21 protein-coding genes, 2 tRNA genes and 3 rRNA genes are annotated in these 26,997 nt (G+C 42.0%); 17 read left to right on the top strand and 9 right to left on the bottom strand.

The genetic code is table 11. From position 1 onward, the window contains the following. Positions 1–13 precede the first annotated feature (13 nt). Positions 14–769, top strand: a complete 756-nt coding sequence (gene chbG / locus RB151_RS17480) for a chitin disaccharide deacetylase (protein WP_048606326.1) — start codon at positions 14–16, stop codon at positions 767–769. 54 nt (positions 770–823) lie between these two features. On the opposite strand, the gene proS is transcribed toward chbG, so the two are convergent. From proS to metN, 6 genes are all read right to left on the bottom strand, one after another. After that, positions 824–2,554, bottom strand: coding sequence for a proline--tRNA ligase (gene proS, locus RB151_RS17475; RefSeq protein ID WP_071548566.1), 1,731 nt, complete (start codon positions 2,552–2,554; stop codon positions 824–826). A gap of 99 nt (positions 2,555–2,653) precedes the next feature. Beyond that, positions 2,654–3,373, bottom strand: coding sequence for a tRNA (N6-threonylcarbamoyladenosine(37)-N6)-methyltransferase TrmO (gene tsaA, locus RB151_RS17470; protein WP_042848962.1), 720 nt, complete (start codon positions 3,371–3,373; stop codon positions 2,654–2,656). 7 nt (positions 3,374–3,380) lie between these two features. Continuing rightward, complete coding sequence (gene rcsF, locus RB151_RS17465) at positions 3,381–3,782, bottom strand: Rcs stress response system protein RcsF (protein ID WP_042848961.1); 402 nt, start codon at positions 3,780–3,782, stop codon at positions 3,381–3,383. Between the two features lie 127 nt (positions 3,783–3,909). Beyond that, positions 3,910–4,731 carry a MetQ/NlpA family lipoprotein gene (locus tag RB151_RS17460; protein ID WP_042848960.1) on the bottom strand — a complete coding sequence of 274 codons (822 nt, stop codon included), beginning with the start codon at positions 4,729–4,731 and terminating at the stop codon, positions 3,910–3,912. A gap of 59 nt (positions 4,732–4,790) precedes the next feature. Next, on the bottom strand, positions 4,791–5,444 hold the full coding sequence (metI, locus tag RB151_RS17455; RefSeq protein WP_042848959.1) for a methionine ABC transporter permease MetI: 654 nt from the start codon (positions 5,442–5,444) through the stop codon (positions 4,791–4,793). Continuing rightward, the gene (gene metN / locus RB151_RS17450) at positions 5,437–6,468 is read right to left on the bottom strand and encodes a methionine ABC transporter ATP-binding protein MetN (protein WP_071548565.1); all 1,032 of its coding nucleotides are present in this window, start codon (positions 6,466–6,468) and stop codon (positions 5,437–5,439) included. The genes metI and metN overlap by 8 nt, the downstream gene beginning before the upstream one ends. Before the next feature lie 171 nt (positions 6,469–6,639). Between metN and gmhB the strand changes: the two genes are divergently transcribed. From gmhB to megL, 12 genes are all read left to right on the top strand, one after another. Continuing rightward, on the top strand, positions 6,640–7,206 hold the full coding sequence (gmhB, locus tag RB151_RS17445) for a D-glycero-beta-D-manno-heptose 1,7-bisphosphate 7-phosphatase (protein ID WP_071548564.1): 567 nt from the start codon (positions 6,640–6,642) through the stop codon (positions 7,204–7,206). 35 nt (positions 7,207–7,241) lie between these two features. Continuing rightward, on the top strand, positions 7,242–7,379 hold the full coding sequence (locus tag RB151_RS24455; protein ID WP_216712901.1) for a hypothetical protein: 138 nt from the start codon (positions 7,242–7,244) through the stop codon (positions 7,377–7,379). Positions 7,380–7,735: 356 nt separating this feature from the next. Continuing rightward, positions 7,736–9,275 (top strand): 16S ribosomal RNA (locus RB151_RS17440). Positions 9,276–9,340: 65 nt separating this feature from the next. Then, a tRNA-Ile gene (locus tag RB151_RS17435) sits at positions 9,341–9,417 on the top strand. Between the two features lie 155 nt (positions 9,418–9,572). Beyond that, positions 9,573–9,648: transfer RNA gene (locus RB151_RS17430), tRNA-Ala, on the top strand. Positions 9,649–9,984: 336 nt separating this feature from the next. Next, positions 9,985–12,893 (top strand): 23S ribosomal RNA (locus tag RB151_RS17425). Positions 12,894–13,039: 146 nt separating this feature from the next. Next, a 5S ribosomal RNA gene (rrf, locus tag RB151_RS17420) occupies positions 13,040–13,155 on the top strand. The 16S, 23S and 5S rRNA genes sit together here with 2 tRNA genes alongside, the layout of an rRNA operon. Positions 13,156–13,482: 327 nt before the next feature. Further along, positions 13,483–14,274, top strand: coding sequence for an endonuclease/exonuclease/phosphatase family protein (locus RB151_RS17415; protein ID WP_042848949.1), 792 nt, complete (start codon positions 13,483–13,485; stop codon positions 14,272–14,274). Positions 14,275–14,403: 129 nt separating this feature from the next. Then, complete coding sequence (locus RB151_RS17410) at positions 14,404–14,925, top strand: DUF1287 domain-containing protein (protein WP_094301239.1); 522 nt, start codon at positions 14,404–14,406, stop codon at positions 14,923–14,925. 250 nt (positions 14,926–15,175) lie between these two features. After that, a complete protein-coding gene (locus RB151_RS17405) occupies positions 15,176–16,363 on the top strand; it encodes an NAD(P)/FAD-dependent oxidoreductase (RefSeq protein WP_042848947.1) in 1,188 nt (395 codons plus the stop codon). 13 nt (positions 16,364–16,376) lie between these two features. Next, a complete protein-coding gene (locus RB151_RS24450) occupies positions 16,377–16,769 on the top strand; it encodes a hypothetical protein (RefSeq protein WP_048608213.1) in 393 nt (130 codons plus the stop codon). 15 nt (positions 16,770–16,784) lie between these two features. Further along, positions 16,785–17,972, top strand: coding sequence for a methionine gamma-lyase (gene megL / locus RB151_RS17395; protein ID WP_071548563.1), 1,188 nt, complete (start codon positions 16,785–16,787; stop codon positions 17,970–17,972). Between the two features lie 49 nt (positions 17,973–18,021). Here megL and RB151_RS17390 read toward each other — a convergent pair whose 3' ends face one another. After that, positions 18,022–19,389, bottom strand: coding sequence for an amino acid permease (locus tag RB151_RS17390; RefSeq protein ID WP_042848944.1), 1,368 nt, complete (start codon positions 19,387–19,389; stop codon positions 18,022–18,024). Between the two features lie 177 nt (positions 19,390–19,566). Between RB151_RS17390 and queE the strand changes: the two genes are divergently transcribed. Continuing rightward, a complete protein-coding gene (gene queE, locus RB151_RS17385; protein ID WP_042848943.1) occupies positions 19,567–20,238 on the top strand; it encodes a 7-carboxy-7-deazaguanine synthase QueE in 672 nt (223 codons plus the stop codon). 67 nt (positions 20,239–20,305) lie between these two features. Here queE and RB151_RS17380 read toward each other — a convergent pair whose 3' ends face one another. Both RB151_RS17380 and queD read right to left on the bottom strand, forming a co-directional pair. Then, a complete protein-coding gene (locus tag RB151_RS17380; RefSeq protein ID WP_042848942.1) occupies positions 20,306–20,923 on the bottom strand; it encodes a YagU family protein in 618 nt (205 codons plus the stop codon). Positions 20,924–21,467: 544 nt separating this feature from the next. Then, positions 21,468–21,833: a 6-carboxytetrahydropterin synthase QueD gene (queD, locus tag RB151_RS17375; protein WP_042848941.1), complete on the bottom strand. Its 366-nt coding sequence runs from the start codon at positions 21,831–21,833 to the stop codon at positions 21,468–21,470. A gap of 345 nt (positions 21,834–22,178) precedes the next feature. On the opposite strand from queD, the gene cysJ reads away from it, so the two are divergent. Genes cysJ through RB151_RS17360 form a run of 3 tightly spaced genes read left to right on the top strand, consistent with a single transcriptional unit; the run spans position 22,179 to position 26,448 of the window. After that, entirely contained in the window at positions 22,179–23,984 is a 1,806-nt protein-coding gene (gene cysJ, locus RB151_RS17370) for an NADPH-dependent assimilatory sulfite reductase flavoprotein subunit (protein WP_071548562.1), read from the top strand. Then, complete coding sequence (gene cysI / locus RB151_RS17365) at positions 23,984–25,717, top strand: assimilatory sulfite reductase (NADPH) hemoprotein subunit (protein ID WP_048608207.1); 1,734 nt, start codon at positions 23,984–23,986, stop codon at positions 25,715–25,717. Before cysJ ends, cysI begins: the two co-directional genes overlap by 1 nt. Then, on the top strand, positions 25,714–26,448 hold the full coding sequence (locus tag RB151_RS17360; protein WP_048608205.1) for a phosphoadenylyl-sulfate reductase: 735 nt from the start codon (positions 25,714–25,716) through the stop codon (positions 26,446–26,448). The genes cysI and RB151_RS17360 overlap by 4 nt, the downstream gene beginning before the upstream one ends. Positions 26,449–26,997 lie beyond the last annotated feature (549 nt).

Below are 26,997 nucleotides of genomic sequence, written 5' to 3'. Positions count from 1 at the left end.
TAAGGGAAATACTATGTCTTCATTACTTATTGTTAATGCTGATGATTTTGGATTATGTCGCGCTGTAAACTATGGGATCATTGAATCCCATCGAAATGGAGTTGTTCATTCAACTACGGCTATGATGAATATGCCTGCGATATCGGATGCCGCAAAATTAAGTCATGATTACCCTAATTTAGCGGTAGGTATGCATTTTGTTTTAACCGCGGGCAAACCTTTTTCATCGATGCCATCTTTGTGTCGTGATGGTTTGCTTGGTAAATGGTTGTGGGATATAGACACAAATGAATTGCCATTAAATGAAATTGAAGAAGAGCTAAATCAGCAATACCAGAAATTTATTGAGGTTTTCGGTCGAAAGCCAAGTCACATAGATAGCCATCACCATGTGCATATGATAGAAGGGGTCTTTCCTATCATTGTTAACTTTGCACAGGAAAAAGGTATTGCATTGCGAGTTGATCGTCAATTAGAAAAAAATTGGCCGCCTTTGTCATATCAAGTTGCTAGCACTGATTCTTTTAGTAGTGAGTTTTATGGTGATAAAATTAGTGAGTCATTATTTTTGCAGATTTTAGACGAAGCGAAACTACATGGAAATCGCTCCATTGAGATAATGAGTCATCCTGCATTTATTGATAATGCTTTATTAAAAAGCAATTATGCCTATCCACGGTTGAATGAATTAGAAGTGCTGACCTCAGAGAATTTAAAGATGCGGATCTTAGAGCGTGGCTTTAAAATTGGTTCATATCGAGATATTTAAAAAAAGCCCCCAATAGTTGGAGAACCAATGGCTGGGGGCTTTTTATTGTTTTGGTTATTTAACTAAACGAGCTGCTAACTTTTCTTTTAAGAAGCTAACCACATTGTCTAGACCAACCAAGTCTTTGTCATCACTGCGACGAGATTTGTATTCAACTTGGTTATTATCTAAATTACGATCACCAATAACAATGGTGTATGGCACACCAATTAATTCCATATCGGCAAACATCACACCAGGGCGCTCTTTACGGTCATCAAAAATAACATCAATACCGTTGGCTTTTAAATCAGCATACAGTTTTTCTGCAACTTCTTTAACGCGGTAAGATTTATGCATATTCATTGGCAAAATTGCAACTTGGAATGGTGCAATCGCATCCGGCCAAATGATCCCACGCTCATCGTGGCTTTGTTCAATAGCTGCTGCAACGATACGAGTTACACCAATACCATAACAACCCATTGTCACGATTTGATTATGGCCTTCTTCATTTTGGACAGAAGCTTTCATCGCTTCAGAGTATTTAGTCCCTAATTGGAAAATATGACCGACCTCGATACCACGTTTAATTTGTAGTACCCCTTTACCATCTGGGCTTGGGTCACCATTAACGACATTACGCAGATCAAAAGTGTCAGGAGTCGGTAGATCACGTTCCCAGTTAATACCGAAATAGTGTTTACCATCAATATTCGCACCCGCGCCAAAGTCGCTCATTATTGCAACACTACGGTCGATAACGATAGGTAATGGCATATTAACAGGGCCTAAAGAACCCGGACCTGCATTTACCGCATTTCTAATTTCTTCTTCAGAAGCGAACTCAAGTGGGCTCGCAACTAAGGGGTGTTTTTCCGCTTTAATTTCATTAAGCTCATGATCACCACGGATTAACAACGCGACCAATGTATGACCAGAATCTTTTTTGGCGTGAACAATTAATGTTTTAACTGTCTTTTCAATAGGTAAATGGAATTGTTCGACCAGCTCAGCAATAGTTTTTGCATTTGGAGTATCGACTAAACGCATTTCTTCTGTTGCTGCTCCACGTGGTGCCGTAGGTGCAACTGCTTCAGCAAATTCAATGTTTGCAGCAAAATCAGATTCCGTTGAGAAAACAACGTCGTCTTCACCACTTTTCGCAAGTACTTGGAATTCGTGAGAAGCGCTACCACCAATTGAGCCGGTATCCGCTTGGACTGCACGGAAGTCAAAGCCAATGCGAGTGAAAATTTTGCTATACGCGTCGTACATCGCATCGTAAGTTTCTTGTAACGATTCTTGATTGATGTGGAACGAATATGCATCTTTCATGATAAATTCACGTGAACGCATGACACCAAAGCGTGGGCGAACTTCGTCACGGAATTTAGTTTGAATTTGGAATAAATTCAAAGGCAGTTGTTTATAAGAGGTGATTTCATTACGTATTAAATCAGTAATGACTTCTTCATGAGTTGGGCCTAGAACGAAAGGCCGTTCACCACGGTCAACAAAACGTAGCAATTCAGGACCATACTGTTCCCAACGCCCACTTTCTTGCCATAAATCTGCCGGTTGAACTACGGGTAAAGATACCTCGATAGCACCTGCATTTTCCATTTCTTCACGAACAATGGTTTCTACTTTTCGTAGTACACGCACGCCAGTGGGTAACCAGTCATACAGACCAGAAGCAAGTTTACGGATCATTCCTGCACGCAGCATCAGCTGATGGCTGATAACTTCTGCATCCGCAGGGGTCTCTTTTAGAGTTGAGAGCAGATATTTGCTAGTACGCATTGTATAGGTTCCATTAGAACAACAAATTATGATAAGTCGTTTGCTTACCAAGGTATATAGAGAGCTAGTCTACCAGTGACTGACATTTGCCAAAAGGGGTTAACGCGTTTTTTCATACGGTTCAATAGCGAATACTTCAGTCACACCACGAATTACTCGCCAGCGAATATTAAAATCTAATAAATGGACAGCGTAGTCACGAATTTCAGTAGATTGTTTTTTATAAGCAGGACGAGGGTCTTGCATTAGTACTTGTTCAATAAATTGTTTCAATTTAGGGTATTGTCTTTGATAGAGATTTAATTCCTGTTGGGCTTGTACAGTAAATATAACCTGCATATCGTCTGTAGGCGCCTCTTGTGCGTATCCTGCAATGGCTTCTGGTAACGCTTCAGCGAAGGGCAAATAAGGCTTAATATCAATCACTGGCGTACCATCAAGTAAATCAAGGCTACCTAGGTCAAGGATAACTTGATTATCTTTTTCCGTTATCCCTTTTAATTCAACAAGTGACATACCGATAGGGTTTGGTCTAAAAGTTGAACGCGTCGCAAAAACCCCCATTTTCTGGTTGCCACCAAGGCGCGGCGGACGAACTAAAGGCTTCCAACCGCCTTCCATCGTTTGATGAAAAATAAATAAAACCCAAATATGGCTAAATTGCTTGAGCCCTCGAACAGTGTTTGGGTCATTATAAGGCGGGTGTAAATGTAGGCGTCCTACACCGCCTAGAACGAGTCCAGGCTGGCGCGGGATGGCAAACTTTTCTTTATAAGGTGATTCAATATGGCCAATAACATTAAATTGAAAAGATTGCATTGATTTATTATTCAACAATTTGTAATGCACTGCCTTCACAAATGGTTGCCTGATAACAGCCCGGTGAGGTCATTGTTTGGCATTGATGTAAAAGCACTGCATCGGCGGCAATATAAGCAGCTTGGGTTAACATGCTGTTTTTTGCTGTGTTTAGATTTGCCGGAGGGCTTTGAACACTTTCACGGCAAGATTCCCCAGAAACAACACCTAAGTCTTTGAAAGGCATGCCTAACAGCTCTTCAGGGCTATTCATTAATTTGACATTTGCGGTGTCTGGTTCTGTGACACGAGGTACAGGTTTAGACAATTTCATACTAGTGAAACCTTTGTTTTGCCCTGGACTTGTGTATTGGTTAATTCCACACCCGGCTAGCGTAAAAGCCACCAAGGTGAGCAATAACAGTCTCATAAGTTATACCTTTCTTATATGGTTACTAAAATTAAGTTGCTATGTTTTGTAGTCTATAAATTGCAAAAAATACTAGATGGCATTACGCCACCTAGTATTTTAATCGTTTTTTTAATAATAAAAAAGATTACCAGCCTTTAACTGCACCACCATCAAAGACTTCATTAGCTTTGTTAGATACTTCATCCGATTGATATGCTTGGATAAATTTCTTCACATTTTCGTTATCTTTATTATCTTCACGGGCAACAATAACATTCACATATGGAGAATCTTTGTCTTCAACGAATAAACCATCTTTTGCTGGTGTTAATTTTGGTGTTGCGCTACTTGCCCAAGTGGTATTGATAATGGCTAGAGCAATTTTTTGGTCATCCAAAGCTCGTGGTAATTGAGGTGCTTCTAATTCAACAAATTTCAGGTTTTTTGGGTTCTCAACCACATCCAGAACAGTAGGCATTAAACCTGTGCCCTCTTTTAATTTGATCAAACCTTGCTGTTGTAACAATAGTAGAGAGCGGCCTAAGTTAGTCGGGTCATTAGGTAGCGCAATTTGTGAACCATCGGCTAATTCATCAACTGATTTAATTTTTTTAGAATAAGCTGCAATTGGGTAAATAAAAGTATTGCCCACAGGAACTAATTTATAGTTACGATCTTTAATTTGTTGATCAAGGTACGGTTTGTGTTGAAATGCGTTAGCATCAATATCGCCTTTGCTTAATGCTTCATTAGGTAAAACGAAGTCATTAAATGAAACTAATTCAACATTTAAGCCATACTTTTCTTTAGCAACTTTTTGTGCAACCTCAGCAACTTCTAATTCTTTGCCCATGATCACACCAACTTTAATGCTGTTGGCATCTTTTTCTTTCTCACCACAACCTGTGAGAACTAGAGTGCCTAATAGCGCGCCGACAACTGCGATAGATTTTAATTTAATAGACATTGATATACCCCTTTAAAACGGACTTTATAAGCACCCTAACGGCGCAGCTATTTTACTTACTATCGATGTGATACTTTTTTCATTAAGTATTCACCAGTGTATTGAATGATGAAAACTAAAATGATTAACAAAACAAGTACGGTATTCATCACTAATGGATTGTAGGTGTAATACCCATATTGCATTGCAATTTGCCCTAAACCACCAGAACCCACAGCACCGCCCATTGCTGAGTAGCCGACTAACATAATTAATGTGATAGTTGCTGCGTTGATAATCCCCGGTAATGATTCAGGTAACAATATTTTACGAATAATCTGTAGCGGTGTTGCCCCCATAGCCCTTGAAGCTTCAATCAAACCACTTGGTACTTCTAATAATGTATTTTCAACCATACGAGCAATAAAGGGAATTGCGCCAACTGTCAATGGAACAATAGCGCCTTCAATACCAATGGCCGAACCAACCAAGAATTTAGTGAATGGGCTAATCCATACTAATAGAATGATAAACGGGATTGAACGAAATACGTTCACTACCGCTGAAATTACACTATAAAGAGCTGTATTTTCCATCACTTGCCCACGGCGAGTGACATAAAGTAAAACACCTGTCGGTACACCTAATAAAAAACCGAGGATCGCTGATACGAAAGTCATAATGATAGTATCAATCGTTCCTGTTATAAGTAGTGAAATCATTCCCTCAGACATAACCCAAAACCTCTACTTTGACATGGTGTTCTTTTAAAAATGTAATTGTGGACTCTACTCCACCATTGATGCCATGTAGTTCAGCTAACATTACACCAAACTTAACGCCGCCTGCGTAGTCGATTTGGGAGCTCAATATATTAATATCTATATCGAACTTGCGTACAGCCATGGAAATTAAAGGAGCATCAACAGATTGCCCTGTAAATTCTAATTTCACTAATGGCGATAAATTACTGCCTGATTCAGCTTTTAAACGAGCTTTATAGTCATCTGGAATATCAATCACTAATGTTGACTGAATAAATGCTTGGGCAACCGGTGTTTTCGGATGAGAAAACACTTCACTGACTTTATCTTTCTCGATTAACTGACCACCGCTGATGACTGCAACTTGGTCACAGATGCGTTTTACCACATCCATTTCATGGGTAATTAATAAGATAGTTAATCCTAAACGACGATTAATATCCTTTAATAACTCAAGGATAGAGCGTGTTGTCGCAGGGTCTAATGCACTGGTCGCTTCATCACACAATAGAACTTTGGGTGAGTTTGCTAAGGCTCGCGCAATAGCAACGCGTTGTTTTTGCCCTCCAGAAAGATTAGCAGGATAACTATCTTTCTTGTCGGTTAAACCAACCAGTTCGAGTAATTCATTAACGCGCTCATTAATTTTTTCCTTAGGCGTATTATCAAGCTCTAAAGGAAGCGCCACATTATCAAAAACAGTACGTGAAGATAATAAGTTAAAATGTTGGAAAATCATGCCGATGCCACGGCGTGCTCTCGTCAACGTTTTTTCTGTCATTGCTGTTAAATCTTGCCCATCAACGACGACTTGGCCTGAAGTAGGGCGTTCGAGCATGTTTACGCAACGTATAAGTGTACTTTTACCTGCACCTGATGCGCCTATTACGCCATATATCTGACCAGCAGGAACATGCAAGCTAATGTCAGTCAGCGCTTGAATGTTACGGTTTCCTTGCTGGAAAACCTTATTAATATTTGAGAGCTTTATCATTTATATTTTCTAACTTTTATCTGAATTGTTTTTTTAGATAGTGTATCTAATATTGTTGGATGTTAAGGCGTCTAGACGTCTAAGTCAATAAAGATTGTTCTATTTATTCTATTCTCATTTCTTTTCTTTTCATGAGATACTAAAAAGATATTAAATTTGAGGAGCAAATCGGTGAGTAACGGGACCCCCGCAGTCTTTTTAGACAGAGATGGAACAATCAATATCGATCATGGCTATGTTCATAAAATCGATGACTTTGAATTTATCGAAGGCTCGATTGAAGCGATGTTAGAATTAAAAAAAATGGGTTATGCATTAGTCATTGTAACTAATCAATCTGGCATAGGTCGTGGTATTTATACCGAGAACCAGTTTATGCAGCTAACAGAGTGGATGGATTGGTCGTTAGCCGACCGCGGTGTTGACTTAGATGGTATCTATTTTTGCCCTCATCATATCGATGCGAAAATTGAAGAGTATCGCCAAGACTGCAACTGCCGCAAACCAAAGCCAGGGATGTTACTAGATGCGCAATCATTCTTAAATATAGATATGGCTGCTTCTATTATGGTTGGCGACAAACTCGCGGATATACTAGCGGGAAAAGCGGCTAAAGTTGGTACCACTGTGTTAGTGAAAAGTGGTGAGCAGGTCACTGATGAGGCTATGGAGAATGCAGATATTGTCATTAATAGTATTGCTGAGTTACCAGAAGCCCTAAAAAGAATCAAAAAATAGTCGTTTTGAGTGTTAAGTAAGCAGTCAGAAAAAAAATGCAAAAAAAGGGTTGCCAGATTTTTCTGACTCCCTATAATGCGCCACCACTGACCGGGAACAAGACAACGCAAAGCGCGATGAACACTGAAACGGCAGCGAGAGATTCTGAAAAGAAAAAGCAAAAAATTGCTTGACTCTCACAGAGGAAAACGTATTATACGGCTCCTCGCGACAACGACCTCGAAGTCGAAAATCAAACAGATTTAGTCGCAACGCTCTTTAACAATTTATCAGACAATCTGTGTGGGCACTCACAGGACACTATCAAAAAAATATTTGATTTTAAGTCTTGAAGAGTGACTAACACGTTAATTCATATATATGAAATAAGGTAGTAACGCTTATTTTGGAAGGATAACGCGAAGGCAAGCAGAGATAACCCGAGACAGTACTTAGGTACGGCGAGGGGAAGCGATGTGAAGCCGACAACGTTAGCCGAACAAAAGAACGTTACGGTCAGTAAGACATTCTTTGAGCATCAAGCTACTTTTAATTGAAGAGTTTGATCATGGCTCAGATTGAACGCTGGCGGCAGGCCTAACACATGCAAGTCGAGCGGTAACAGGGGAAGCTTGCTTCCCGCTGACGAGCGGCGGACGGGTGAGTAATGTATGGGGATCTGCCCGATAGAGGGGGATAACCACTGGAAACGGTGGCTAATACCGCATAATCTCTTAGGAGCAAAGCAGGGGAACTTCGGTCCTTGCGCTATCGGATGAACCCATATGGGATTAGCTAGTAGGTGGGGTAATGGCTCACCTAGGCGACGATCCCTAGCTGGTCTGAGAGGATGATCAGCCACACTGGGACTGAGACACGGCCCAGACTCCTACGGGAGGCAGCAGTGGGGAATATTGCACAATGGGCGCAAGCCTGATGCAGCCATGCCGCGTGTATGAAGAAGGCCTTAGGGTTGTAAAGTACTTTCAGTCGGGAGGAAGGCGTTGATGCTAATATCATCAACGATTGACGTTACCGACAGAAGAAGCACCGGCTAACTCCGTGCCAGCAGCCGCGGTAATACGGAGGGTGCAAGCGTTAATCGGAATTACTGGGCGTAAAGCGCACGCAGGCGGTTGATTAAGTTAGATGTGAAATCCCCGGGCTTAACCTGGGAATGGCATCTAAGACTGGTCAGCTAGAGTCTTGTAGAGGGGGGTAGAATTCCATGTGTAGCGGTGAAATGCGTAGAGATGTGGAGGAATACCGGTGGCGAAGGCGGCCCCCTGGACAAAGACTGACGCTCAGGTGCGAAAGCGTGGGGAGCAAACAGGATTAGATACCCTGGTAGTCCACGCTGTAAACGATGTCGATTTGAAGGTTGTTCCCTTGAGGAGTGGCTTTCGGAGCTAACGCGTTAAATCGACCGCCTGGGGAGTACGGCCGCAAGGTTAAAACTCAAATGAATTGACGGGGGCCCGCACAAGCGGTGGAGCATGTGGTTTAATTCGATGCAACGCGAAGAACCTTACCTACTCTTGACATCCAGAGAATTTAGCAGAGATACTTTAGTGCCTTCGGGAACTCTGAGACAGGTGCTGCATGGCTGTCGTCAGCTCGTGTTGTGAAATGTTGGGTTAAGTCCCGCAACGAGCGCAACCCTTATCCTTTGTTGCCAGCGATTCGGTCGGGAACTCAAAGGAGACTGCCGGTGATAAACCGGAGGAAGGTGGGGATGACGTCAAGTCATCATGGCCCTTACGAGTAGGGCTACACACGTGCTACAATGGCGTATACAAAGAGAAGCGACCTCGCGAGAGCAAGCGGAACTCATAAAGTACGTCGTAGTCCGGATTGGAGTCTGCAACTCGACTCCATGAAGTCGGAATCGCTAGTAATCGTAGATCAGAATGCTACGGTGAATACGTTCCCGGGCCTTGTACACACCGCCCGTCACACCATGGGAGTGGGTTGCAAAAGAAGTAGGTAGCTTAACCTTCGGGAGGGCGCTTACCACTTTGTGATTCATGACTGGGGTGAAGTCGTAACAAGGTAACCGTAGGGGAACCTGCGGTTGGATCACCTCCTTACCATTGAAGTGTTTTTGTGAAGTGCTCACACAGATTGTCTGATGAAATAGAGTAGCAGTATCAATAGGCTTGTAGCTCAGGTGGTTAGAGCGCACCCCTGATAAGGGTGAGGTCGGTGGTTCAAGTCCACTCAGGCCTACCAAATTTTGTTTATTCGTTGTTGCAGATTAGCTCGTTTACCCAAAAGTAAACTTCGCCAATCCGCGCCTAGACTAAACAAAATTGGTAACTTTAAGCATACTAAAAGCGAGAAGTATAAATTTTATTATTTATCATTGATACTGAAATTACCTTTATGGGGCTATAGCTCAGCTGGGAGAGCGCCTGCCTTGCACGCAGGAGGTCAGCGGTTCGATCCCGCTTAGCTCCACCATAAATTTTTCTGATTATTCAGAATAGATTAGTCAAATAGTCTATTGCGAATAATTATGCTCTTTAACAATCTGGAACAAGCTGAAAATTGAAAACAACGCACATTGTTTATCGCTTAAACAATGTGAGAGTCTCTCAAAAATCTCAACTTGAAGTGTTTTTCAAACACACAAGCGAGTGGCATGAGCGAGCAGTGTGAAATTCAAGGCGGCTAGCGCGCAGCAAGCGCAGCGTACAATAGTACGTGAGCATTGCGAGCACTACCCAACGAAGAAGTTCACCACGCACAGCCATGACGTTAAGTGTCGTCTGATAAGAAGACACCTTCGGGTTGTGAGGTTAAGCGACTAAGCGTACACGGTGGATGCCTAGGCAATCAGAGGCGATGAAGGACGTGCTAATCTGCGATAAGCGTCGGTAAGGTGATATGAACCGTTATACCCGACGATTTCCGAATGGGGAAACCCAGTGCAATTCGTTGCACTATCGTTTGATGAATACATAGTCAAACGAAGCGAACCGGGGGAACTGAAACATCTCAGTACCCCGAGGAAAAGAAATCAACCGAGATTCCCCTAGTAGCGGCGAGCGAACGGGGAGCAGCCCAGAGTCTTAATCAGCATTAGTATCAGGAGAACGGTCTGGAAAGTCCGGCAGTAAAGGGTGATAGCCCCGTATCTGAAGATATTAGTGTTGTGAACTCGACGAGTAGGGCGGGACACGTGTTATCCTGTCTGAATATGGGGGGACCATCCTCCAAGGCTAAATACTCCTGATTGACCGATAGTGAACCAGTACCGTGAGGGAAAGGCGAAAAGAACCCCGGCGAGGGGAGTGAAATAGAACCTGAAACCGTGTACGTACAAGCAGTGGGAGCCTTGATTTATCAGGGTGACTGCGTACCTTTTGTATAATGGGTCAGCGACTTATATTCTGTAGCAAGGTTAACCGTATAGGGGAGCCGTAGGGAAACCGAGTCTTAACTGGGCGAATGAGTTGCAGGGTATAGACCCGAAACCCGGTGATCTAGCCATGGGCAGGTTGAAGGTTGGGTAACACTAACTGGAGGACCGAACCGACTAATGTTGAAAAATTAGCGGATGACTTGTGGCTGGGGGTGAAAGGCCAATCAAACCGGGAGATAGCTGGTTCTCCCCGAAAGCTATTTAGGTAGCGCCTCGTGAACTCATCTTCGGGGGTAGAGCACTGTTTCGACTAGGGGGTCATCCCGACTTACCAACTCGATGCAAACTACGAATACCGAAGAATGTTATCACGGGAGACACACGGCGGGTGCTAACGTTCGTCGTGAAGAGGGAAACAACCCAGACCGCCAGCTAAGGTCCCAAAGTCATAGTTAAGTGGGAAACGAAGTGGGAAGGCTCAGACAGCCAGGATGTTGGCTTAGAAGCAGCCATCATTTAAAGAAAGCGTAATAGCTCACTGGTCGAGTCGGCCTGCGCGGAAGATGTAACGGGGCTAAACTATGCACCGAAGCTGCGGCAGCGATATGTAAATATTGTTGGGTAGGGGAGCGTTCTGTAAGCCTGTGAAGGTGTACTGTGAGGTATGCTGGAGGTATCAGAAGTGCGAATGCTGACATAAGTAACGATAATGCGGGTGAAAAACCCGCACGCCGGAAGACCAAGGGTTCCTGTCCAACGTTAATCGGGGCAGGGTGAGTCGACCCCTAAGGCGAGGCAGAAATGCGTAGTCGATGGGAAACGGGTTAATATTCCCGTACTGGTGATAATTGCGATGGGGGGACGGAGAAGGCTAGGCTGGCCGGGCGACGGTTGTCCCGGTTTAAGGATGTAGGCAGGTGAATTAGGCAAATCCGGTTCACTATATGCTGAGGTCTGATGACGAGTCACTACGGTGGCGAAGTAGCTCATGCCCCGCTTCCAGGAAAAGCCTCTAAGCTCTAGATTATCATTAATCGTACCCCAAACCGACACAGGTGGTCAGGTAGAGAATACTCAGGCGCTTGAGAGAACTCGGGTGAAGGAACTAGGCAAAATGGTGCCGTAACTTCGGGAGAAGGCACGCTGGCGCTAGGTGAAGTGGTTTACCCATGGAGCTGAAGCCAGTCGCAGATACCAGCTGGCTGCAACTGTTTATTAAAAACACAGCACTGTGCAAACACGAAAGTGGACGTATACGGTGTGACGCCTGCCCGGTGCTGGAAGGTTAATTGATGGGGTTATCCGTAAGGAGAAGCTCTTGATCGAAGCCCCAGTAAACGGCGGCCGTAACTATAACGGTCCTAAGGTAGCGAAATTCCTTGTCGGGTAAGTTCCGACCTGCACGAATGGCGTAATGATGGCCAGGCTGTCTCCACCCGAGACTCAGTGAAATTGAACTCGCTGTGAAGATGCAGTGTACCCGCGGCAAGACGGAAAGACCCCGTGAACCTTTACTATAGCTTGACACTGAACATTGAGCCTTGATGTGTAGGATAGGTGGGAGGCTTTGAAGTGTGGACGCCAGTCTGCATGGAGCCAACCTTGAAATACCACCCTTTAATGTTTGATGTTCTAACGTTGCCCCGTTATCCGGGGTGCGGACAGTGTCTGGTGGGTAGTTTGACTGGGGCGGTCTCCTCCCAAAGAGTAACGGAGGAGCACGAAGGTTGGCTAAGCATGGTCGGACATCATGCGGTTAGTGCAAAGGCATAAGCCAGCTTGACTGCGAGAGTGACGGCTCGAGCAGGTACGAAAGTAGGTCTTAGTGATCCGGTGGTTCTGAATGGAAGGGCCATCGCTCAACGGATAAAAGGTACTCCGGGGATAACAGGCTGATACCGCCCAAGAGTTCATATCGACGGCGGTGTTTGGCACCTCGATGTCGGCTCATCACATCCTGGGGCTGAAGTAGGTCCCAAGGGTACGGCTGTTCGCCGTTTAAAGTGGTACGCGAGCTGGGTTTAGAACGTCGTGAGACAGTTCGGTCCCTATCTGCCGTGGGCGTTGGAAGATTGAAAGGGGCTGCTCCTAGTACGAGAGGACCGGAGTGGACGCACCACTGGTGTTCGGGTTGTCATGCCAATGGCATTGCCCGGTAGCTAAGTGCGGAAGAGATAACCGCTGAAAGCATCTAAGCGGGAAACTTGCCTTGAGATGAGTCTTCCCTGACCCTTTAAGGGTCCTAAAGGAACGTTTAAGACTAAGACGTTGATAGGTTGGGTGTGTAAGCATAGCGATATGTTGAGCTAACCAATACTAATGAACCGTGAGGCTTAACCTGACAACACCGAAGGTGTTTTAGAGATTGAGAGATGACGTTGATTCAATGAGCGTGAGAAGCCGAGAGGCGAGGGACATGGCAGCTTGTTCAAGATTATAGTTCTGGTTTAGTGACGAAATGTACTAAACGAGAACAAACCGAATTTGTCTGGCGGCAATAGCGCGGTGGTCCCACCTGACCCCATGCCGAACTCAGCAGTGAAACGCCGTAGCGCCGATGGTAGTGTGGGGTCTCCCCATGTGAGAGTAGGGAACTGCCAGACATTAAATTAGTGAGAAAGCCACCCATTGGGTGGCTTTTTTGCGTTTGGGGAAACCGAAATCACGCAATTTAGGGAGAGAGGCCTACATCGTGTGTTTATCGTTAAAGGTGATAAAGTAATCAGTAGTCCACTGAGGGATTGAGCTAGTAGGCGGTGTAGCCTGATTGCGATAAGTATTATTGTTTAGTCTCGAGTTGACCCCTCGCAATAGTACAAACTACAAATTTGATAAGATAAGATGCGCCTGATTTGATATACTGGTAGGCGATATCTTATCAAGCTGTAATAGGGTATTGATTATTTCATTGCAATGTAGGGATATGAGACGTGGCGAAAAGAACTTATTCTGTTCGATATATTGCAGGTGAACCTGCAAAACGTATTCAACCTACACCTGTACATATGTTAGGGGAATCCCTTCCAATTGGTATGCCGTTATTTGCTGCTGGGGAAACCTTAGATGTCGTTACTTGGAACATATATAAACAGCAGCGTCCAAATTGGAAAATAATGCTACGTGAGTTAGTGGTCGATAGAAAACTAATCTTACTGCAAGAAGCTCAAATGTCCCCAGAGTTAATTTCTTTTGCTGCTTCACATCAATTGATCGCTGACCAAGTCCCTGCTTTACCTTTTTCTCCTCATCCTGCGGGTGTAATGACATTGGCAACATCACATCCAATTTATTGCTGCCCATTGAGGGAGAAAGAGCCTTTATTACGTTTAGCAAAATCAGCTTTGATTACGGTTTATCCATTACCGAATGGTAAGCAATTGATGGTAGCGAATGTGCACGCAATTAATTTTAGTTTTGGGGTAGATGTCTACACTAAGCAACTAAATAAGCTTGGAACGCATATTAGTAAGCATATGGGGCCGGTACTCCTTGCTGGTGATTTTAACGCATGGAGTCGTCAGCGAATTAATGCACTAAAACGCTTTATTCGTTCTGTTGGCTTAAAAGAAGTTACCTATAATTTAGATTTACGGACAAAAGCTTTTGGTCGGCCATTAGATTTTATGTTTTATAGAGGTTTGAAGCTTAAAGAAAGTCGAGTGTTACAAACAGATGCTTCTGACCATAATCCAATCATCACTCAATTTGATTTGCTTAAGTAAGATCTTTTTAAGAGTTTCCCACCTTATTTATCTCTGAAACTATTGTAGATTTTATTATCAACTATAGCTGGAGATAGTTCATTGAAGCGATTATTACCTATAGCCTTATTATTTTGTGCATACCATGTTATGGGAAAAAATAATATCGAGCTAGCGAAACAAGCAGAACTACTACCCCGTTTGGTTATTTATGATCCGGCTTATCGTCAGATTGAATATCCTAATGGTGATGTCCCTGAAAATTATGGGGTGTGTTCTGATGTGATTATCCGTAGTTATCGGAAGATCGGAATTGATTTACAAAAATTATTACATGAAGATATTAAAACTAATTTTAATCAATATCCAAGTCAGCGTATTTGGGGTTTACGCAAGCCAGATAGAAATATTGATCATCGACGAGTCCCTAATTTAGAACGTTTTTTTACACGAAAAGCTACTGTAAAACAAATTACCAATAATGGCCAAGATTACTTTCCAGGTGATATTGTTTCGTGGCGTTTAGATGATGGTCGACCGCATATTGGAATTGTGACCACTATTAAGCTACCTGATAGCCAACGGTATTTGGTAATGCATAACATTGGTTATGGGCAGGTGGCAGAAGACGTGCTATTTAAGTGGAAGATTGTAGGGCACTACTCGTATTAGCATCTTTTTATCAAATGGTTAGTGACACTGATGACTGTTTATTTAAATAAACAGTCAATTAATAACATTTGAATTTATCGGATAAAATTATTTAATATATGAAAGTAATTAGTTTTTCTTGTTGTTTTTTCAATTATATGCAATTTATTGTATAAGTTATTATTGGAATTAAACTATATTTATTAAGTGTAAAGCACGGTGATAAGCGATTTATTTGTCGAGTTGTTTTATTTCTTAAGGATTAAATGCCATGAAAAATATAGTTATTGTGGGTGGTGGTACAGGTGGTACCATGCTAGCTAATATTTTAGCTAGAAAACTTAATAAAGAAATTTTTTCGAAAAAAATAAAAATAACCTTAATAACAGATAACCCTATACACTATTATAAGCCGGCATTTATGTATGTGGCTTTCAATATGTTTTTTAAAGATGAGTTAAGTCGTCCAGAGCGTGAATTATTGAGGCCTGAAATTGAATTAGTTATTGATAAAGTAGATTCATTTAATTTTAAAGATAAAGAATTATATTCGATAAATAATAAAAAATACCATTATGATTATTTAGTGGTTGCGACAGGTTGTGTACCTAAACCTGAACGAATTGAAGGGCTAAAAGATATTGGTAATCACTTTTATGCCTATGATGCTTCTCGTAAATTAGCAGACCAACTTAGTAAAATTGAAAAAGGTCGTATTTTTATTACAGTTTCTTTTCCTGAAACGCCGAATGTACCTCACCAGTGTGGCATTGCTCCTATGGAGACAACACTGATGATTGATGAGTTCTTACGTAAACGCCGGGTTAGGGATAATATTGAAATAGTTTATACCTACCCAACCGTGTCACAATTATTACGTAACTGTTTATTTATGCAACAGCCTGTTTGTGAAGTTATTCCAGAAATATTTACTATTAAAAATATTCAAGCACAGAGGGGATTTACATTAAATAAAGTCGATCCCGATAAAAAAATTGCATACTCAAAAGAAGGGGATGAACAGCCTTTTGATTTATTGATTAGTACGCCGCCAATCACCGCAGTAGAAGCAGTAATTAATACAGGATTAAGTGAACACAATAATGGTGAGGGATGGTTACCTACAGACCATGAAACTATGCAAGTATATGGTATAGACGGTGTTTATGTTATAGGGGATACCGTTGATTTACCGATTAGTAAAGCAGGAGGCAGTTGCCATAACCAAGCTGCAATTATTGCAGATAACATTTGTGGTGAATTAATTTATGGTTATCCGGCGGCTATATATGATGGACGAGTTCAGGCAGTTGCTCAAATGGGGTTAACAGCAGGAATGCCTTTGCAATATGATTATAAACACGATGTTATTCCGACTCCTCCAACTAAATTAGGAGGGTTACTGAGAAATGGCTTCAATAGGGGTATCTATTGGGCAGCTATTCGTGGCTTAGTTTAATGAGGAATTTAAAATGTCGAATAATGAAACTCAAAGTAAGCTTGTTGAGCTACTTAGCTCAGAATCAGGTAATCATCTTGCTGAAAAATTAGCACCATTATTACAATTAAATCGCTTAGATAATATTGTTGATTTACTGTCATTAGTTTCTGACCTTATTGATATCTTAGATAACAGTACAGTAGAAAGATTGTCAAATTCATTTGAAGATACTTTGGTTCCTGTATGGGAATTAGGTACAGCATATAACATGGCTAAAATGGAAGGTGTATATGATAGTAAAAACCCAAATTTTCGTTCAGTGTATGCTTTATTAAAAGATCCTGACACATTACGTGGAATTAGTACGGTTTTACGGACTTTGCAAATTGTCGGATCTCGATTATCTCAATCCCAAGGAGGGTGATTTTTAGGAGGTGGTATGAGTTTAGATATAAAAAGTTCTTTTGATACACGGGCAATTCATAGCCATTATGATGCAAACCAACATTTAGGTTCATTAGCAGCACCCATTTATCAAACATCAACTTATGTATTTAAAAGTGTGGAAGAGGGAGGTGCCTATTTTAGTGGTGAAAAAGAGGGGTATATTTATACTCGGATTAATAACCCGACGCTAACTTTACTAGAAAATAGGATCGCTTCTCTTGAGGAGGCAGAGGCTGCTGTTGTGTTCTCTTCAGGTATGGGGGCGATTACAGCGACTTTTTGGACATTGTTAAACCCTGGTGATGAACTACTAGTGGACTTAACCGTTTACGGTTGTACCTATGCTTTTTTTCATCATGGATTAGCTCGATTTGGTGTAAAAGTGCGTCATATTGATATGAGCGATCCAAATAATGTGGCTAAAGCGATCACTGATAAAACTCGGATAATATTTTTCGAATCACCGGCTAACCCAAATATGCGCTTAGTTGATATTGCAGCCGTGAGTGAAATTGCTCATCGAAAAAAAGTATTGGTGGCTGTCGATAATACATACTGTACGCCTTATATCCAAAAGCCAATTACACTTGGTGCTGATATTGTTATTCATTCTTTGACTAAATATATGAATGGTCATGGGGATGCAATGGGTGGGGCAATAGCGACTTCCGCAGAGTATGCGAAACAAGTAAGGTTAGTTGGATTGAAAGACATGACGGGGGCATGCTTATCTCCTCATGATGCGAATTTAATTCTTAGAGGGGTGAAAACGCTACCTGTTCGCATGGAACGGATTGTTCAAAATACGCATAAAATTGCTGAATATTTGCAGTCTCATCCGCAGATAAAGTCAATAATGTATCCAGGATTACCGAACTTTGAACAATACCAATTAGCTCAAAGACAAATGAAGTTAGCTGGGGGGATTATTGCCTGCGAGTTAAAAGGCGGAATCGAAGCCGGCAAACTGTTTTTGAACCGCCTCAAGCTATTTTCAAGAGCGGTGAGTTTGGGAGATTGTGAGTCATTAGCTCAACACCCTGCTAGCATGACCCACTCGACCTATACTCGAGAAGAAAGGTTGAAATATGGTATTAGCGATGGGTTGATTCGGCTTTCTATTGGTTTAGAAAACGTGGATGAGTTAATAGACGATATTCGTCAAGCTATTGAGCCATAATAAAAAATAGCCCTATATGGAATAAATATAGGGCTATTATATTTTTAGGTTAGCGCTTTTGGTAAGAACGCATAATAAAGAAAGCAATACTGAGTAAAGCAACCCAAACAAAGCCGACGATTAATGCGACCTGAGTATCTTTAAAGAAGCCTAGCAATGCGATAACAAACACCATGAATGCAATAGTGAGAGCAGGGCCTACAGGCCAGAACGGTACTGGAAATTTTAGTTGTTTTACTTCTTCTTGGCTCATTTTTCGGCGCATAGCAACATGAGATAGTAAGATCATGAGCCATACCCAGACGGTCGCGAAGGTTGCAATAGATGCAATAATCACGAAGATTTTTTCTGGTAATAGGTAGTTAAGGTAAACGCCCAATAACATTACGACAGACATAACCAGTACAGTTACCCATGGAACACCACTTTTTGTTAGTTTGGTAAAGACTTTTGGCGCTTGCCCATCTTGAGCCATGCCGTACATCATGCGGCCAGCACCAAAAATATCACTGTTAATCGCAGAAATTGCGGCGGTGATAACGACAATATTCAAGATATTGGCTGCTGATTGAATACCTAAGCTATCGAAAATTTGTACAAATGGACTACCGTTTTGGCCGATTTGATTCCATGGGTAAATACACATCAGGATAAATAGTGTTAAACCATAAAATAGTAATATGCGAATAGGTACAGCATTGATGGCTTTAGGAATGGTTTTTTCTGGATTCTGGGCTTCACTTGCGGTAATACCAATGACTTCAATACCGCCAAACGCAAACATGACGATAGCTAAAGAGGCGATGACCCCCTCAATGCCGTTTGGCATGAAACCACCGTGTTCCCACAGATTTTGTAGCCCAACTTCGTGGTTGGTTTCTTGACCAAAACCATAGAACATTAAGAATGCACCACCAACTATCATACCAATGATGGCACTGACTTTTATGATAGAAAGCCAGAATTCCATTTCGCCAAAGATTTTGACATGACATAAATTGAGCGCACTAATAAATAGTACGATACTTAATACCCATACCCACTGGTCGACATGTGGGAACCAGAACCCCATGTACATCCCGAAGGCGGTAATATCAGCTAAGCAGACAACCAGCATTTCAAATACATAGTTCCAGCCAGTGAGAAAGCCAGCTAGAGGGCCCATATAATGACTTGCATAGTGAGAGAAAGAGCCTGGGACGGGGTTATGCACCGCCATTTCACCGAGGGCACGCATTACCATAAACACGGCTGCACCGCCTAACATATAGGCAAGTAATACTGCAGGCCCAGCAGCCTGAATGGCTGATGCTGAGCCGTAAAACAGCCCTGTACCAATCGCTGAGCCTAAGGCCATAAAGCGAATGTGCCGAACACTCAGCCCCTTTCTGAGTTGATTTTGTTCACTACTTTGCATGTCTTTTCCTGTCATTGACTTTGTTTTAATATATTGTACCGAATATAGTTTCGGTTTCGTTGATTTAATTGATGTACTTTCCTGAACGCAAGGTGATTACATTATCACAAAGTGCATTGCCCGTGAGATAGATATCTGCAATATAATATGCGCTAAATGGATTATTCTAGGAGCAGTATGAAGTACCCAATTAATGAAATCTTCCAAACAATACAGGGGGAAGGTGTTTTCACTGGTGTCCCAGCAGTATTTATTCGTTTGCAGGGCTGCCCTGTTGGTTGCAGTTGGTGTGACACTAAACAAACTTGGGATAAGGAACCTGCAAAAGAAACCACTTTGGGCGATATTGCATTGAAAACACAAGATAGTGATTGGTGGGCGATGTCTGATGCGGATGGGTTGGTCCAATTGATGCAAAAAAGTGGTTTTACCGCGAAACATATTGTGATCACGGGCGGAGAACCTTGTATTTATGATTTAACATCATTGACCGAGGCTTTGGAGAAGCAAGGGTATCAATGCCAAATTGAAACGAGTGGGACTTACCCAGTTCAATGCACAGAAGAGACTTGGGTGACGGTATCACCAAAAGTAGGTATGAAAGGCGGATTGAAAGTACTTAGCCAAGCGGTGGATAGGGCTAATGAAATTAAGCACCCAGTTGCGCGAGAAAAAGATATTGAAGCGCTTGAAAGAATTTTAGCATTACGTACTGTGGATGCTCCACCTATCGTTGCATTACAACCGATTAGCCAAAAGGCGACAGCAACGAAATTGTGTATTGACACTTGTATACAGCGTAATTGGCGTTTATCGATTCAAACGCATAAGTATTTGGATATTCAATAATAAAAAAATAACGATGACTTTGCATCGACCCCCAATAGTTGAAAAACAATCATTGGGGGCTTTAACATTATCTAAATGGTTGGTTTAACGGCACTTCAGGATCGGGCTCGTGAGTAATACGGTTACGTAAGTCACGACGAATAATCTCAATAGACCAAAACCAAATTAAATGGCCAAATATTTCTGAAACATTCTCGTACCATGGGAGGTCGAAAAGTGGAGGGGTGAGCCCCATAAGAGGGAATGAAATCATATGGACAAATAATTGCGCCAGTGCACCCGCTAATAACCCTTGCCATAGCTTAATTTTAGGGAATATTTCAGCAACAATGCAATATCCGACAGCAAACACGATAGAAAATAGGATGTGAGTAACACCCACTGAATTAAACACGTGCCCTGCAAAGGTGTAAACCGCAGAATTAGGGTCTGCAATTCCTAACCAATCTCTTAAGAAAATATAAGGTGGATTTAGAAAATTACGTGAGCAGTCAATTTGTTCTGCTGCGCGGATCAGAGTTTCAGGCGAGCAAGCCGCGTTGAACATATCTGTTGGGCTTCTTGGCGGTAATGGAACTTCAGCGCCCCATTTGACAAACGATGAGACAATACCTGCGATTAAACCGATAAATGCTGCTAATCCATAACGTCTTCTGGATTTGGGTGTTTGTTGAAATAGATTCATTTTCCCTGCCTTATTAAAAGTAAATAATGGTAAATAATAGATCAGGTTATAATTTGATGCACTATGTCAAATTAAAGTTTTTATATTCTTTATGCCAGAAAACTTAAAATAGCCGTCAATGGCCTCTTTTTATTTATATTGTTGCAAAAATGTAAACTTTTCAGTGACTTCATTTTTTGCGAAGATAGAAAATGCCCGTGGTTGCTTCACTTCTTGCTTATACTTTAGCGGCAACTCTTCTTATCTTAATCTTAGGTCTTGATACCAGATTAACCACTGCCACTTGATAGCGGTTGGAAAGCTTTTCATATGGTGTGTTAGGGAGTGCTTTATCTGAGGGGGATTATTATTTACTGTATAATTAGCGATAAGTCGAAGAGAAGGATATAGAGATTTTTGCCCCTCATTTATTTTCAAAACCGATTAGGCTTGCCACTAAACCAGCAGCCTGAGGGGCTTGTATCCCTATATAAATGAATTTTATTTTTACCCAGCTATCAAAATAGTTACGGGAAATACTATTACCTTTTTAGAACTTGTATTTTTAAGCCTGCCCGCGATAAACGCAGCCTGCATTGCAAGTTTCTTTAACGGTGACTGCACTTAATAAAGGTAAATGTGGTTTAGTTTGTTGCCAGATCCATTGTGCTAATACTTCACTTGTTGGGTTTTCTAGCCCTTTGATCTCATTTAAATAATGATGGTCTAGTTGTTCCCAAATAGGCTTAAATACCGCTTTCACATCAGCAAAATCAATAATCCAACCACTCTGTTTATCAACTTCCCCAGTAATTTCTAAACGCACCATGAAAGAATGCCCATGCAGACGACCACACTTATGACCAGCGGGGACATGGGGAAGTTTGTGTGCAGCTTCGAACGTAAAATCCTTATAGATTGTTGTGCTCATATATCATTCCTTATTGTTAATAAACAGCGCATTGTACTGTATTTTTAGCTAAAAATGTCTTTATTTGCCAAATTATTACTAACCGCTTTTATGGATATGATCCATCTGCTAATTGCTTTAGGCTTTTTAGTTATTATTTATGGCTATAGTTTCTTATCCCGCTATTGATGGTTGTTATAACCTAATCGCATACCCTACTTATTCTAAGTACAGCGGTATTTTTTGCTTTACTAGTTTAATTATTTAGGTAAATGAGCGAACAGTCTGTTGTGGGTATTTTCTGGGTGAGTGACATAGCATTGTTTTTTAAAATTCAAAAATGAACTACGCTGGGGTTACAGGATAATGACAAAAAAACAGCCGCCATTAGCGGCGCTGCCAATATCTGTTGAGCAATTAACACGTTTGCAGACAGTTGTTGATGATTTTTCATCACATCAACTCGCTTGGCTTTCCGGTTATTTATGGGGGATGGTAAATCAAAATGCCCCTGTTGACATGTCAATGAGTGCGCCAGTCGCTGCGCAGGAAACCGTTACGATTATTTCAGCCTCACAAACGGGTAATGCACGCCGCCTATCAGAGCAACTCAGAGAACGTTTAATTAGCGAAAAAATTAACGTGAATCTAGTGAATGCGGGTGACTATAAGTTTAAGCAAATAAACCAAGAGAAAGTGCTGGTTGTTGTGGCATCAACTCAAGGGGAAGGGGAGCCAGCAGAAGAAGCTGTCGCATTATATAAATACCTTTATTCGAAAAAAGCACCGAATTTGGCACAAACCAGTTATGCCGTTTTTGCTTTAGGCGATTCATCGTATGAAAAATTTTGCCAAGCGGGCAAAGACTTTGATTCCCAATTGGCATTATTAGGCGCAACGTCATTGATTGAGAGAGTCGATGCAGATGTCGAATATCAATCCATTGCAGATGAATGGGTTGAAAACCTCACTCAAATCTTAAAGGCACGAGTTCCGGCACAAACTGATAGTCAATTATTAACAGCTCAAGCGGGAAGTGTGAATGAAATTCACTCATCGCCTTATACCAAAACAGCACCTTTAACCGCCACGTTACTCAGTAATCAAAAAATTACAGGGCGGGATTCACAAAAAGATGTTCGTCATATTGAAATTGATTTAGGTGACTCTGGTTTACGTTATCTACCGGGGGATTCACTGGGGGTGTGGTTTGATAATGACCCCGAATTAGTTGATGAGCTGGTGGCTTTACTTTGGTTACAAGGGGATGAAGAGGTCTTTATTGGCTCGCAGCGGCACTCTTTACGTGATGCACTGATTTATCAATTAGAACTGACACAAAATACTCACGTAATTGTCGAGAAATATGCACAACTATCTAAAGATGATGAGTTGCTGTCATTAATTAGCGATAAACAAGCTATTTTGCAATACGCGCAAACGACGCCGATCGTTGATATGGTGCGCCAAGCCGCAGCGCAGCCAAGTGCTCAAGAATTTGTTGATTTACTACGCCCACTAACGCCTCGATTGTACTCAATTTCCTCATCTCAAGCGGAATCAGAAGACGAAGTACATGCTACCGTTGGTGTTGTTCGTTATGACATCGATGGGCGTCCTCGCACTGGTGGGGCGTCGGGTTTTTTAGCAGATAGACTCAAAGAAGGGGATGAACTGCGCATTTTCATTGAGCACAATGATAACTTCCGCCTACCTGCTGACCCAACAACACCTGTGATTATGATTGGTCCTGGAACAGGCATCGCCCCATTCCGTGCTTTTTTACAGCAACGGGATAACGACGGTGCAACAGGTAAAAACTGGTTGTTTTTTGGTAACCCTCACTTTGTTGATGACTTTCTCTATCAAGTTGAATGGCAGCGTTATGTTAAAGACGGTTTATTAACCCAAATTTCATTAGCTTGGTCGCGAGATCAGAAAGAAAAAGTTTACGTGCAGGACAAACTTCGTGAACAAGGCGAAGCTGTTTGGCAATGGTTACAAGAAGGTGCACACCTGTATGTCTGCGGTGATGCAAATCGTATGGCAAAAGATGTAGAGCAGGCATTATTGGATATCATCGGTCAATACGGCAACATGGATAGTGAGGAGGCCGATGAATTTTTAAGTGAGCTGCGCGTAATGCGCCGTTATCAGAGGGATGTTTATTAATGAGCAATGAACAACAACAAAAACCCTTAATCGTCGAAGGCAAACTTGCTGACAGCGAACGCATGAAGCAAGACAGTAACTATTTGCGCGGTACCATTAAGGAAGATTTGAAAAACGGCTTAACTGGTGGTTTTAATGGGGACAACTTTTTATTGATCCGTTTCCATGGCATGTACCAACAAGATGACCGTGATATTCGAGCAGAGCGTGCAGAACAAAAACTTGAGCCACGTCATGCAATGATGTTGCGTTGCCGCTTACCGGGGGGAATTATCACCCCAAAACAATGGTTAGATATTGATAAGTTTGCTACTGAGCACACGCTGTATGGCAGTGTGCGCATAACTAACCGGCAAACATTTCAGTTCCACGGCATCCTTAAAGGGGATGTGAAACCTGCACACCAAATGTTAAGCCATGTCGGCTTGGACGCATTAGCAACGGCAAATGACGTTAACCGTAATGTGCTATGCACATCTAACCCAGTGCAATCGGAGTTACATCAGCAAGCCTATGAATGGGCAAAGAAAATTTCTGAGCACCTTTTACCTAGAACCAGCGCATATGCTGAAATTTGGCTAGATAAAGAAAAAATTGTGACAACCGATGAAGAACCTATTTTAGGGCAAACTTATTTACCAAGAAAGTTTAAAACATCGGTGGTTATTCCTCCTCTCAATGATGTGGATTTACATGCTAATGATATGAATTTTATCGCTATTGCTGAAAATGATGAGCTCATTGGTTTTAATGTGTTGGTTGGTGGTGGTTTAGCTATGACTCATGGTGATACTGCGACCTTTCCACGTTTAGCCAGTGAATTTGGTTTTATTCCATTAGATAAAACATTGGCCATTGCAGAAGCGATAGTGACAACTCAGCGTGATTGGGGGAATCGGACTGACCGTAAAAACGCGAAAACTAAATATACTTTAGAGCGAGTGGGGGTCGATACCTTTAAGGCGGAAGTTGAAAGGCGCTCCGGCGTGGATTTCGAACCAATCCGACCTTATCAATTCACGGAACGCGGTGACAAAATTGGTTGGCTTAAAGGGGTTGATAATCGTTGGCACTTAACGTTGTTTATTGAAAATGGCCGGTTGATTGATTTAGCGGATAAACCATTAAAAACTGGGGTTGCGGAAATAGCGCGTATTCACCAAGGTGATTTTCGTTTAACAGCGAACCAAAATCTGATCGTTGCTGGTGTGCCTGAAAGTGAAAAAGAGGCGATTGAAGCGATAGCGAAAGCCCATGGGTTAATGAGTGATGCAATCACGCCACAGCGTGAAAATTCAATGGCTTGTGTTTCTTTTCCAACTTGCCCGTTAGCGATGGCTGAAGCGGAACGTTTTCTCCCTGAGTTTGTTAGCCACGTTGAAAATATTATGGCATCACATCAAGTGGCTGATGAGCATATCGTTTTGCGCGTTACAGGCTGCCCAAACGGATGTGGTCGAGCAATGCTGGCGGAAGTGGGGTTAGTTGGAAAAGCGCTTGATAGGTATAATTTACACTTGGGTGGTAACCGTATTGGAACGCGAATTCCACGCATGTACCGCGAAAATATCAGCAGTGCTGAAATTTTGGCTATTTTGGATGAATTAATTGGTAATTGGTCGAAAAACCGCTTAACTCAAGAAGGTTTTGGAGACTTTTTAGTCCGCACTGACGTTGTAAAGCCAGTTGTAAATTCTGCTGTCGATTTTTATGAGGTTCAGGAGGCAGTATGAGTCAGCTTCAACTAGCGGCAGTATTAAGTTTAGATAAAGCTCAGCAAACGGCGTATTTATCTGACTTCAACGTGCAGTTAGAAAAAATGAGTGCAATACAGCGTATTGAATGGGCGCTTGAACATTTGCCAGCAGAATTTGTGTTGTCTTCCAGTTTTGGAATACAAGCAGCGTTAACGCTGCATATGGTGACACAAATTGTACCTGATATCCCTGTCATTTTAACGGATACAGGCTATTTGTTTCCCGAGACCTATCAATTTATTGAGCACCTAAGCAGTACACTAAATTTGAACTTACAAGTATATCGAGCTCAGCGAACCCCTGCGTGGCAAGAAGCGATTTATGGGCAGCTTTGGACGCAAGGTATTGAAGGGATTGAACGTTATAATCAACTTAATAAAGTTGAACCGATGGAAAGAGCATTACATGAATTACAGGCTCAGAGTTGGTTTTCCGGGTTAAGGCGTGAGCAATCAACGAGCCGAGCCAATTTATCAGTGTTGGGGGTTGGTAAAGGCATTTTTAAAATCCTACCTGTCATTGATTGGAATAATAAGCAAGTTTATGAATACTTAATAAAGTATAAGTTACCTTACCATCCATTATGGGAAAAGGGATATCTATCAGTCGGTGATACCCATACAACCCGTAAATGGGAGGAAGGGATGAGTGAGGAAGACACTCGTTTCTTTGGTTTAAAGCGTGAGTGTGGGCTTCATGAAAACTAAATACTCGTCATACTCGTCATAATTCAAGCTGTCGCGTTGTTGGCTGCGTGCATTCGCACTAGTCACATACTTATGTATGCTCCTAGCGACTCATTTACTTGCCGCCTAGCGACAACATGAATTATTTAGAGTATGGGTTGGTCATAATTCAAGCGGTAAGGTTGTTGGCTGCGTGCATTCGCACTAGTCACATACTTATGTATGCTCCTAGCGGCTCATTTACTTGCCGCCTAGCGACAACATGAATTATTTAGAGTATGGGTTGGTCATAATTCAAGCGGTAAGGTTGTTGGCTGCGTGCATTCGCACTAGTCACATACTTATGTATGCTCCTAGCGGCTCATTTACTTGCCGCCTAGCGACAACATGAATTATTTAGAGTATGGGTTGGTCATAATTCAAGCGGTAGGGTTGTTGGCTGCGTGCATTCGCACTAGTCACATACTTATGTATGCTCCTAGCGGCTCATTTACTTGCCGCCTAGCGACAACATGAATTATTTAGAGTATGGGTTGGTCATAATTCAAGCGGTAGGGTTGTTGGCTGCGT

It is taken from the genome of Providencia rettgeri (genome assembly GCF_001874625.1).
GTDB classification, from domain to species: domain Bacteria; phylum Pseudomonadota; class Gammaproteobacteria; order Enterobacterales; family Enterobacteriaceae; genus Providencia; species Providencia huashanensis.
The sequence above is the reverse complement of the archived record's forward strand: the minus strand, read 5'-3'. Positions and strand labels throughout refer to the sequence as shown.

What these genes read in the sequence shown, in the direction of transcription:
- chbG (WP_048606326.1), top strand. Translation starts at nt 14, where the DNA reads ATGTCTTCATTACTTATTGTTAATGCTGATGATTTTGGATTATGTCGC.
- proS (WP_071548566.1), bottom strand. Translation starts at nt 2,554, where the DNA reads ATGCGTACTAGCAAATATCTGCTCTCAACTCTAAAAGAGACCCCTGCG.
- tsaA (WP_042848962.1), bottom strand. Translation starts at nt 3,373, where the DNA reads ATGCAATCTTTTCAATTTAATGTTATTGGCCATATTGAATCACCTTAT.
- rcsF (WP_042848961.1), bottom strand. Translation starts at nt 3,782, where the DNA reads ATGAGACTGTTATTGCTCACCTTGGTGGCTTTTACGCTAGCCGGGTGT.
- RB151_RS17460 (WP_042848960.1), bottom strand. Translation starts at nt 4,731, where the DNA reads ATGTCTATTAAATTAAAATCTATCGCAGTTGTCGGCGCGCTATTAGGC.
- metI (WP_042848959.1), bottom strand. Translation starts at nt 5,444, where the DNA reads ATGTCTGAGGGAATGATTTCACTACTTATAACAGGAACGATTGATACT.
- metN (WP_071548565.1), bottom strand. Translation starts at nt 6,468, where the DNA reads ATGATAAAGCTCTCAAATATTAATAAGGTTTTCCAGCAAGGAAACCGT.
- RB151_RS24455 (WP_216712901.1), top strand. Translation starts at nt 7,242, where the DNA reads ATGCAAAAAAAGGGTTGCCAGATTTTTCTGACTCCCTATAATGCGCCA.
- RB151_RS17410 (WP_094301239.1), top strand. Translation starts at nt 14,404, where the DNA reads ATGGGAAAAAATAATATCGAGCTAGCGAAACAAGCAGAACTACTACCC.
- RB151_RS17405 (WP_042848947.1), top strand. Translation starts at nt 15,176, where the DNA reads ATGAAAAATATAGTTATTGTGGGTGGTGGTACAGGTGGTACCATGCTA.
- RB151_RS24450 (WP_048608213.1), top strand. Translation starts at nt 16,377, where the DNA reads ATGTCGAATAATGAAACTCAAAGTAAGCTTGTTGAGCTACTTAGCTCA.
- megL (WP_071548563.1), top strand. Translation starts at nt 16,785, where the DNA reads ATGAGTTTAGATATAAAAAGTTCTTTTGATACACGGGCAATTCATAGC.
- RB151_RS17390 (WP_042848944.1), bottom strand. Translation starts at nt 19,389, where the DNA reads ATGCAAAGTAGTGAACAAAATCAACTCAGAAAGGGGCTGAGTGTTCGG.
- queE (WP_042848943.1), top strand. Translation starts at nt 19,567, where the DNA reads ATGAAGTACCCAATTAATGAAATCTTCCAAACAATACAGGGGGAAGGT.
- RB151_RS17380 (WP_042848942.1), bottom strand. Translation starts at nt 20,923, where the DNA reads ATGAATCTATTTCAACAAACACCCAAATCCAGAAGACGTTATGGATTA.
- queD (WP_042848941.1), bottom strand. Translation starts at nt 21,833, where the DNA reads ATGAGCACAACAATCTATAAGGATTTTACGTTCGAAGCTGCACACAAA.
- cysJ (WP_071548562.1), top strand. Translation starts at nt 22,179, where the DNA reads ATGACAAAAAAACAGCCGCCATTAGCGGCGCTGCCAATATCTGTTGAG.
- cysI (WP_048608207.1), top strand. Translation starts at nt 23,984, where the DNA reads ATGAGCAATGAACAACAACAAAAACCCTTAATCGTCGAAGGCAAACTT.
- RB151_RS17360 (WP_048608205.1), top strand. Translation starts at nt 25,714, where the DNA reads ATGAGTCAGCTTCAACTAGCGGCAGTATTAAGTTTAGATAAAGCTCAG.